This window comes from Streptomyces sp. NPDC002671 (genome assembly GCF_053592475.1).
This window is the reverse complement of record NZ_JBSFVU010000104.1, coordinates 1-7735: the sequence shown is the minus strand read 5'-3', so window position 1 is coordinate 7735 and position 7735 is coordinate 1. Positions and strand designations below refer to the sequence as shown.

The following is a 7735-nucleotide window of genomic DNA, read 5'->3' as shown; positions in this document are numbered from 1 at the left end:
CTACTACAACCGGCGCCGCCGTCACTCCGCCCTCGGCTACCTCACACCAGTCGAGTTCGAACAACAGCTCACCACATCACATACGCTGTCACTCGTCGCATGAAACCCGGTGTCCACTCCCGAGGTTCAGCCTCATGAGCCCACCCCCCCGTGACGAGGACGACGACTATCTGGACGAGTACCGCAAGGTCTTCGGCGATGCTGGTGACGAGGTCTGGCACCTGGAATGCAGGCGGGGTGCGATTCACATCAGCGACAACGGATGCGGGATGACCAGCTGGCTCATCGTTGTCGGCCCGCACCGCGGGGAACTCCGTGACCGGGACTGTGCGGTCAACCCGCCCTTCGAGCCGCACGTTGATACTAGGGGAAACCGCCACACCTTCCGCACCTGGTACCTCGAGTGGCTTGAGCCACGCGAGAGGGCAACTCGATGATCAAGGGACGATGATCCTGGACCGACCAATGCATTGCCGACGACGACCACGCACGCTGCGAACCCGCGCCGACACCATGCTTACGACGGGTCGCTTGGCCTGGCCACAGCGACCCATCCCTTGACGCGAAGGGTCGTGGAAACCGAAGTGCGTCTTCAGCAGGCTATTCCGCAGTGTCGGGCTGTTCCTCGGCCTCAGGGGATGCCGTCGGTTCCGGCGTGTTGTGGGCGGTGTAGAAGACGGAGCGGCCCTGCTTGGTGCGTTGGGCCTTGTTCCTTGCCACAAGGTTTTCCAGAGTGGTGCGCACGACCGTCGCCTGGATGTCCCGGTCCGGGTGTGCCTGGCTGAGGGCTGCGGTGATTTCGGCTGCCGAGCGCGGTTCGCTCTGATCGGCCAGATGCTGGTCGATGAGTGTCACCAGGGTGGGCTGAGCAGGCCTTCCGGACTGCGCTGCAGTCGCGGCCTTCTGGCGGGGCCGCTTCGGAGCGTCGGGCTGCGCAGGTGTGCCGTTCTTCGCCTGCCGGCGCCTGCCGGCGGCAGTGGCGGCTTTCTTCCGGGGCGAGGGCACGGTGGAGCCGGCCGGCTCAGCGGCCGGTGCAGTGTGGGCCGGGACGCCGAGTGCCTCTCGCATGGTGTCCAGGACGCTGTGGTCATGCTGCAGGACAGCCAGTTGCTGCTGCAGCGCGGCGATTTCAGCCGTGATGCGTTCCTGCTCCTTGGCATTGCGTTCGAGGTCGCTGGTCACCTGGCTGATGTACTGCGATGTCAGTTCGGTGGCTGAGGCGTTGCTTCCAGACATCATGTCCTCCTGTATGGCCGAATTCTCTGGGTCCTGGTGGCTGGCGTATCAGGTCAGGTAGATCCTCCGGATAGGGAACGCGCGGAAGCTGAAGCAGTAACGCCTGGAGCAGTGATGGTACGGGTCGCAGGCCCTGTTTTGCTGTGGCAAGCCTGTCATGTGACCCTTTCGTTCCCGCTCCACGTCGCCAGAACCTCGGGCGCTCGTACAGGCATTCGTGGAGGAGCCGGGGGGCGGACGAACGGCTCGCGTGGCTGCGTGGTGAACTGTCGCGACGGTCGCTGGCTGAGGTCGTTCAGTTTCAGGTGCGCTTGGACGAGGTGACGCACGAAGCGTTCACGTGGGATCTATGGGCAGCTGCGGACCGGATCTTCGGTGTTCGGACGACGGGTTCTGCTACTTCGGATTGTGGATGGTGGGACTCGGCCGGGAAGCCTTCTCCCGGGCAGTGGCCGATCCTGACGCGCTGGCCAATGCTCCGGAAGTCCGGAGCCTGGTGGGCCGTCCGCAGGAAACGTGGAACGATGACTGGCCCGGTTGGGAGTCTGGGTCTGCTGCACGATCGGGTGACATCTTGACCTGCCCCACGGTTTGGGTTCCAGCTGCGGTGGCTAACTGGCGGCGGGGATGGTGTCTTGTTCGGAGAGTAGTTCGTACTCGATCGGGGTGCGGTAGCCCAGTGCTGAGTGGCGCCGCTGTCGGTTGTGGAAGACCTCGATGTACTCGAAGATCGCGTTCGCCAACTCGACCCGGGTCTTCCACCGTTTGCGGTTCAACAGCTCGATCTGCATCGAGGACCAGAACGACTCCATCATTGCGTTGTCCAGGCCGTCTCCGACCGTGCCGAACGATGGCAGGAGCCCGGTGGAGCGGATCCTTTCCCCGAAGACCCAGGAGGTGAACTGGGTGCCGTGATCGGCGTGCACTATCCCACCTGGTTCGGGGCGCCGGTTGCGGAGGGCCATGTCTAACGCGTTGACCACGAGGGTGGAGTCCTGTCTGGAGTCGATCGACCAGCCCACGATCTTGCGGCTGAACGCGTCCAGGACCGCCGCGCAGTACACCCACCCTTCTCTGGTGCGGTGTTGCGTGATGTCGGTGACCCACAGCTCGTTGGGACGCAGCCGATGGAACTGCCGATTGACCAGATCATCGGCGGTGACGGCACCCCGCAGGCGCTTGATCCGCACCGGTCCGGGCAGTCCGTGGATCCCGGCCTGTGTCATCAGCACCGACACGGTCCTCGAGCACACCTGGATGCCCATGCCCAGGGTGAGCTCGGCGTGGACGCGGCGGTAGCCGTAGGTGCCGCGTGAGGCGACGTGGACCTCCCGGATCAGCCCGGTCAGCCACTCCCGTCGCAGCTGCCGCGGTGTGGTCGGGGTGCGCTTGTGTTTGTAGTAGTTCTGCCGGGCGACCACGAGGATCCGGCAGCATCGGTCGACCGGTGCCCCGGCATCGACGAGACGGTCGATCACCGGGTAGAGCCTTTTGGGGTCGGCTTGTCCTCGCCGAGGAACTTGGCGGCCTTGCGGACGATCTCGAGCTCGGTTTCCAGCTCGCGGATTCGTCGCCGCGCTGCACGCAGCTCTGCGGACTCCTCCGAGACCCTGCCAGGGCGCCGGCCGTTGTCGATGTCGTCCTGGCGCAACCACTTCGACAACGTGACCGGATGGATGCCGAGGTCAACGGCCGTCTGCTTCTGTTCTTTTCCTGCCCGCACCAACGCGATGGCGCGGGCGCGGAACTCAGCGGGGTAGGCGCGGGGCATGTCCGGCAGCCTTTCGTGAAGGCCGTCAGGTAGCCAGCAGAACTGGAACCTGAGAGGTGGGGCAGGTCAACCTGTCACCCAAACCTGCAGCAGACCCATGTGAAATGGGTGCGCTCGGCTGCCGAGGTGCTGTTTCGGCAGCTGGCACGGCCGGGCCGTCGGGACCGCCGAGCGGCTGATAGGCGTGAAGCTCGGCGTCGTACGAGGAGGCCTTGGGCGTGTGGGGCGGAGGTGCATGGGAAGACGCCGGGCACCCAGCGGGCGGGGCATGGCGGTCCTGCCGGCGGGTCGGATCTGAGAGCAGATGGCCCCGGTCCGGAACGAGGCCCCGGGGCCGTGCACCGGTCAGATCTGCAGGATCAGCGCCTCCACCTGCCTGAGCGTGGTCACGCTGGCCTGTGCGGCTTCCCGGGCCTTCGCCAGCTTTTCCATCCACTCGATCCGCTGCTCGGCCGGCAGCGCTTCCTCGCCTACTAGTCGGTGTCCGTCGCTGCCAGCACGGCTATCCGGCGGCGGTCAGGGGAGAGCGCGGCGATGCCGTAGTCGGAGCCGATGTCGTTGTGGAACCACTCTGCGGCGGCTTCGAAGTGGAACCACGTACTCTGCAGAACGTGCTGCTCCGCCTCCGGCGCGGTCGCGTCTGCCGGAGCGCCGCTGAGGGCCGCCATCGAGCGCCATGCCCACAGCCTTCCGAAGGCACCGTGCACGCCCGAGCTGTACATGCCTCCCATCGAGGCGGTTTCGAATAGCAGGTGCCAGACGTCCTTCATTGGGCGGACTGCGATCTCGAAACGATCCGTCGGGCCGAGTCCGTCCATGCAGGCCATGGGCAGGGTCGGCAGCAGGGCGGGCACCTGGTCGGGCGTGATGGCCTCGTCCAGCAGGAAGACCCAGGCTTCGCAGGCACCCCAGTCGCCTGCCTGCGGAGCAGCGACGATCGTCTCGTACACGTCGACAGTGGCGACGTTGTGGAGGGCGGACGGTTGGGACGAGCGTGGTGTGGGTGGATCCATCCGGCCCGTGGTGGGCAGATGGGACGACACTCCGCGGGCGGAGCCGCGCAAGGAACGGTTGGGAAATTTCACGCCGGCTTCGAAGTCGCGGCGGTGTGTCGGAAGCCAGGCCAGAGGGTGCCAGCCGGGTCGTACAAGAGTCCAGTCCCGCAGGGGCCCGTGGGTGTCGGTGTCCGCGCCGCGGAGCAGCAGCTCGTGGTAGAGGCAGGCGCGCAGTTCGTCCAGCTTCTTCCACTCACGCTGGTCGAAGACGGTGGCGACCAGGTCGGGGACCTGCTGATGCTCTGCGAGGAGCGAGGCGACGAAGGGAGTCCGCAGGTCGGGGTGCGTTCCTGTGTGGGCTTTGTCCTCAAGGAGCCGCAGCAGTTGTGTCAGGCTGTCGTGGCCGGGCGTGAGCGCGAGCACACGTATGACGTGGGCGAGTTGGCGTTCGTAGGCCCGCACCTGTTCGCGGGCGGCGGCATGCCGGTCGGCCAACTCTGACCCCAGCCTGCGCACGAACGAGGTGTCACCTTGCGCGGCGCGCTGCTCGGCCTGGCCCCATACGAGGCGGGCCAGATTCTCCTCGGGCTCTTCCATGATCCTTGACTCTACGTCGACATGCTGTGCGGGAACCGGCTCACTCAACGCCACTCTGATCGAGACCGGCACCGAGTCGTATCGCCTGGCTCGCACCAAGGCGAACAAGACCATGGGGATGAAGTAACCGGTCCAATGCCGGAGGACGGCCGGGCGCCTACCGCAGCGGAGGCGGCGGGCTATGGAGGACATCGGATGCCTCCCGGCTCAGTGCGCCGAGTCCGCTCAGTGCCTCGGCCACCTCCGAGCCGGCTTCCAGCTGCCGCCACAGCTCATGGAGAGTGCTGGAGACGTCCGAGCCGTTCTTGAACCGTCGCACCGCGATGTCCAGGTCCCGCAGCCAGCCGTCCATATAGGGGTCGGCCGTCAGCCGAGCGACGTACTCACCGATCTGGGCGGCCAGATGCGGAGCGAGCCAGGACCCGCCCGTCTCCAGCAGCCGACTGCGCACGGTCGTGTTCAAAAACGACCAGTGTGCCGAGACCTCGGCCACCGCCGCAACGGCCTGCTTCCCCGGCCGCACCGCGCTCCTGAAGCCTTCCAGGGCACGCTCCAGCGTTCCGTCCTCCAGCCATTGCCTCAGGTCGTTGAGCCCAGCGTCGTTCTGTTCCGACTCCCAGTTCCTGATCGCGTCCTGAGCAGCGCGTTCCAATGCGAGCAGTCCAGTCGCCGCCTCATCGAGACCGGCCCCAGGTCCGGGGATCAGACGGGGAACGGAGGCGGCGAAATCGCCTGCCACTCGCACGGCCAGACGCCGTCCCGCGCGTGCTTCCACCGCATCGGCCTGCGCCATCCCGACGCGGTTGAGCACGACCAAGGCCAACGGAACGCCGAAGGCCGCCGCCGTCACGGACGAGAAGACGTTGGTGACGAACGCCCTGTCCGCCCAGAATCCTTCATGATCTCCCCACCAGCCCAGGGCCAGCAGCACCACACCGGTCGTCCACAGCACCACACACCCGGCACGCAACCCACGCGGCGTCTCCTCCCAGACTGACCGCACCCGCCCCGCCAACGCCACGTCCTTTCCCCGAACGGCTGATCAAACAGCCTCAGACGCTACACCGCAGGCATTCGCATCCGCCGACGGCGATCTCAATCCTGGCGATCTCAATCCTGTGGTCCCAAATGAAGCCGCCCTCCGGGGCCACCCCACATCGCCTGATCTTCACCAATCACCCGCGAAGTGGCGCCAGTTGGAGCCGCCTTGGCGGGGCCGCTGAACGCCGCCCTAGCCATGCTGCGCTCCTACCACCACGCGCATGGCCATCTCACGCCCCGTCAGGACGCCGTCTGGCACAACCCCGACGGGCAGCCCGTCGCTATCGGGCAGCTCATGGCCAACCTCCGCCGCACCCACGGCCTTGGAAGGAACACGAAGGCCGCCGCGATGCGGGCCGAGCAGCTCACCGCCATCGATGAGGACTGGAAGTGCCCCTGGCCGCTGGACTGGCAACGCCACCACCGCATCCTCGCCGCCCTGGCCGCCGACGAACCAGGCGGCCGGCTCCCCGACATCGCCCCCGGCGTGATGTACGAAGGCGATGATCTGGGCACATGGATCCAGCGGCAACGCCGGAACTGGGGCGAACGGCGCTGTCACGTTGGCTGGCGGGGCGGGGTGATCTTCGCGTTGATCACGCTGGAGAGGGGAGAGGGCTGTCCGTGGTGAGTGCACCGCCGTCGTACAAGGGGCACCGGTACCCGGTGGAAGTCATCTCCCAGTGCGTGTGGCTGTACTTCCGCTTCCCGCTCAGCTTCCGCGAGGTCGAAGAGCTCGTGCTCCAGCGCGGCGTGATCGTCTCCCATGAGACCGTGCGTCGCTGGTGCGCCAAGTTCGGACAGGCCTACGCCGACCGGCTGCGCCGCCGCCGGCCCCGGCCCGGGGACAAATGGCATCTGGACGAGGTGTTCGTGAAGATCAAAGGCCGGTGGCAGTACCTGTGGCGGACCGTGGACCAGGACGGCAACGTCCTGGACATCCTTGTGCAGCCGAAGCGGGACGCGAAGGCCGCCAAGCGGTTCCTGGCCCGGCTCATGAAGAAAACAGCACCGCCCACCGCGAGCTGATGCCCTCGATCGAGCACCGCTCGCACCAGGGGCTGAACAACCGGGCCGAGAACTCCCACCAGCCCACCCGGCAGCGCGAACGCGCGATGAAGGGCTTCCGCAGCGCCGGCGCGGCTCAGAGGTTCCCGTCCCCCTTCAGCGGCATCTCATCCCACTTCCGGGCCCCGCCGGCACCTGATGACCGCCGCCGAACACCGCCTCGAGACAACCGTCCGCTTCACCATCTGGGACCAGATCACCGGCGCCACCGGTCTGCCCGCCACAGCCTGAACACCAGCTCGAAACCCGGCCTCACGACACCCCGACGCACCGTCGTATACCCACGCACCCGACAACGTGACAGCGCCTTCTTGCGGAATGACCCTGTGCGGCCAGCAGTCGAGCAGTTTCCGCCCCGGCGGGCCCGAAACCTATGACGATATGAAGGCTGACGCAGGCACACTAGCGCGAGTGGCGCGCCGACCTTGTGCCAGGTTTCGGCCTGTCAAGGTACGCCACCTTCCTGGGGCGGAGCGCGGCATCGACCGGGCGTGGTGTGCCGCGACGTGCGAGGGGACACGGGGGTGACGATCGCGTCACGCCCGGGTGGGCACACTGCGTCGGAGTGTCCCCGGGCACCGAGCTCCTGTCGCCACCGACGTGCTGTGGGAGGGATTCCGTCCGATGCCAGCACCGAAGGCTCTCGCGGTGCGGCCGACGGTGTCGACGGCGGAACCCGCGCCGACGAAGCAGCGGCCGGAGGCGACCAGTTCCGCACAGTCCCTGACGGTCCCGTCCAACGCGGCGGTTGTGGCCGCCCTGGTGGCCGGGGGCGGGCCGGTGACGGGGGTGGGCAGAGGCGGACCGATGACGGGCCCGCCCCTCCCTGGGCGGCCGGCACCCGGCGCCCAGGACATGTTCGGCAACAGCGCCGTCGCGGCGGCCGGGCACGGCGAGGCGGGTGCCGCTCCGGTGGCGGCCACCGTCGCACCGCCGGAGGCAGCCGCCGCACCGCCGGCGCGGGGTGCGGAGGCGGAGGCGCCGGTGGCCCCCGGCGCCGGGCCGGAGGTGAAGGTCCGGCCGGGCC

At 67.4% G+C, this 7735-nt stretch carries 6 protein-coding genes and 4 pseudogenes; 6 read left to right on the top strand and 4 right to left on the bottom strand.

The genetic code is table 11. From position 1 onward, the window contains the following. The coding region (locus ACWD35_RS44140) for an IS3 family transposase (protein WP_451356970.1) at positions 1 to 103 on the top strand (103 nt) is incomplete at its 5' end. A 31-nt stretch (positions 104 to 134) separates the two neighbouring features. Beyond that, positions 135 to 437 (top strand): hypothetical protein, encoded by a 303-nt coding sequence (locus ACWD35_RS44135; RefSeq protein WP_451356969.1) that lies wholly within the window; start codon positions 135 to 137, stop codon positions 435 to 437. A gap of 163 nt (positions 438 to 600) precedes the next feature. Here ACWD35_RS44135 and ACWD35_RS44130 read toward each other — a convergent pair whose 3' ends face one another. Then, positions 601 to 1182 (bottom strand): hypothetical protein, encoded by a 582-nt coding sequence (locus ACWD35_RS44130; protein WP_451356968.1) that lies wholly within the window; start codon positions 1180 to 1182, stop codon positions 601 to 603. A 197-nt stretch (positions 1183 to 1379) separates the two neighbouring features. Between ACWD35_RS44130 and ACWD35_RS44125 the strand changes: the two are divergent. Continuing rightward, positions 1380 to 1759: pseudogene (locus tag ACWD35_RS44125) on the top strand (DUF4240 domain-containing protein); the annotation flags it as partial. Positions 1760 to 1847: 88 nt separating this feature from the next. On the opposite strand, the pseudogene ACWD35_RS44120 reads toward ACWD35_RS44125, so the two are convergent. The 3 genes and pseudogenes from ACWD35_RS44120 to ACWD35_RS44110 form a co-directional block, all read right to left on the bottom strand. Beyond that, a pseudogene (locus tag ACWD35_RS44120) lies at positions 1848 to 3007 on the bottom strand (IS3 family transposase). A gap of 473 nt (positions 3008 to 3480) precedes the next feature. Further along, positions 3481 to 4599 carry a DUF6183 family protein gene (locus tag ACWD35_RS44115; protein WP_451356967.1) on the bottom strand — a complete coding sequence of 373 codons (1119 nt, stop codon included), beginning with the start codon at positions 4597 to 4599 and terminating at the stop codon, positions 3481 to 3483. Between the two features lie 157 nt (positions 4600 to 4756). Continuing rightward, entirely contained in the window at positions 4757 to 5551 is a 795-nt protein-coding gene (locus ACWD35_RS44110) for a hypothetical protein (protein WP_451356966.1), read from the bottom strand. Positions 5552 to 5806: 255 nt separating this feature from the next. On the opposite strand from ACWD35_RS44110, the gene ACWD35_RS44105 reads away from it, so the two are divergent. The 3 genes and pseudogenes from ACWD35_RS44105 to ACWD35_RS44095 form a co-directional block, all read left to right on the top strand. Further along, entirely contained in the window at positions 5807 to 6271 is a 465-nt protein-coding gene (locus ACWD35_RS44105) for a hypothetical protein (RefSeq protein ID WP_451356965.1), read from the top strand. Then, positions 6265 to 6939 (top strand): annotated as a pseudogene (locus ACWD35_RS44100) (IS6 family transposase). The gene ACWD35_RS44105 and the pseudogene ACWD35_RS44100 overlap by 7 nt, the downstream one beginning before the upstream one ends. A 393-nt stretch (positions 6940 to 7332) precedes the next feature. Next, positions 7333 to 7735 (top strand): annotated as a pseudogene (locus tag ACWD35_RS44095) (hypothetical protein); the annotation flags it as partial.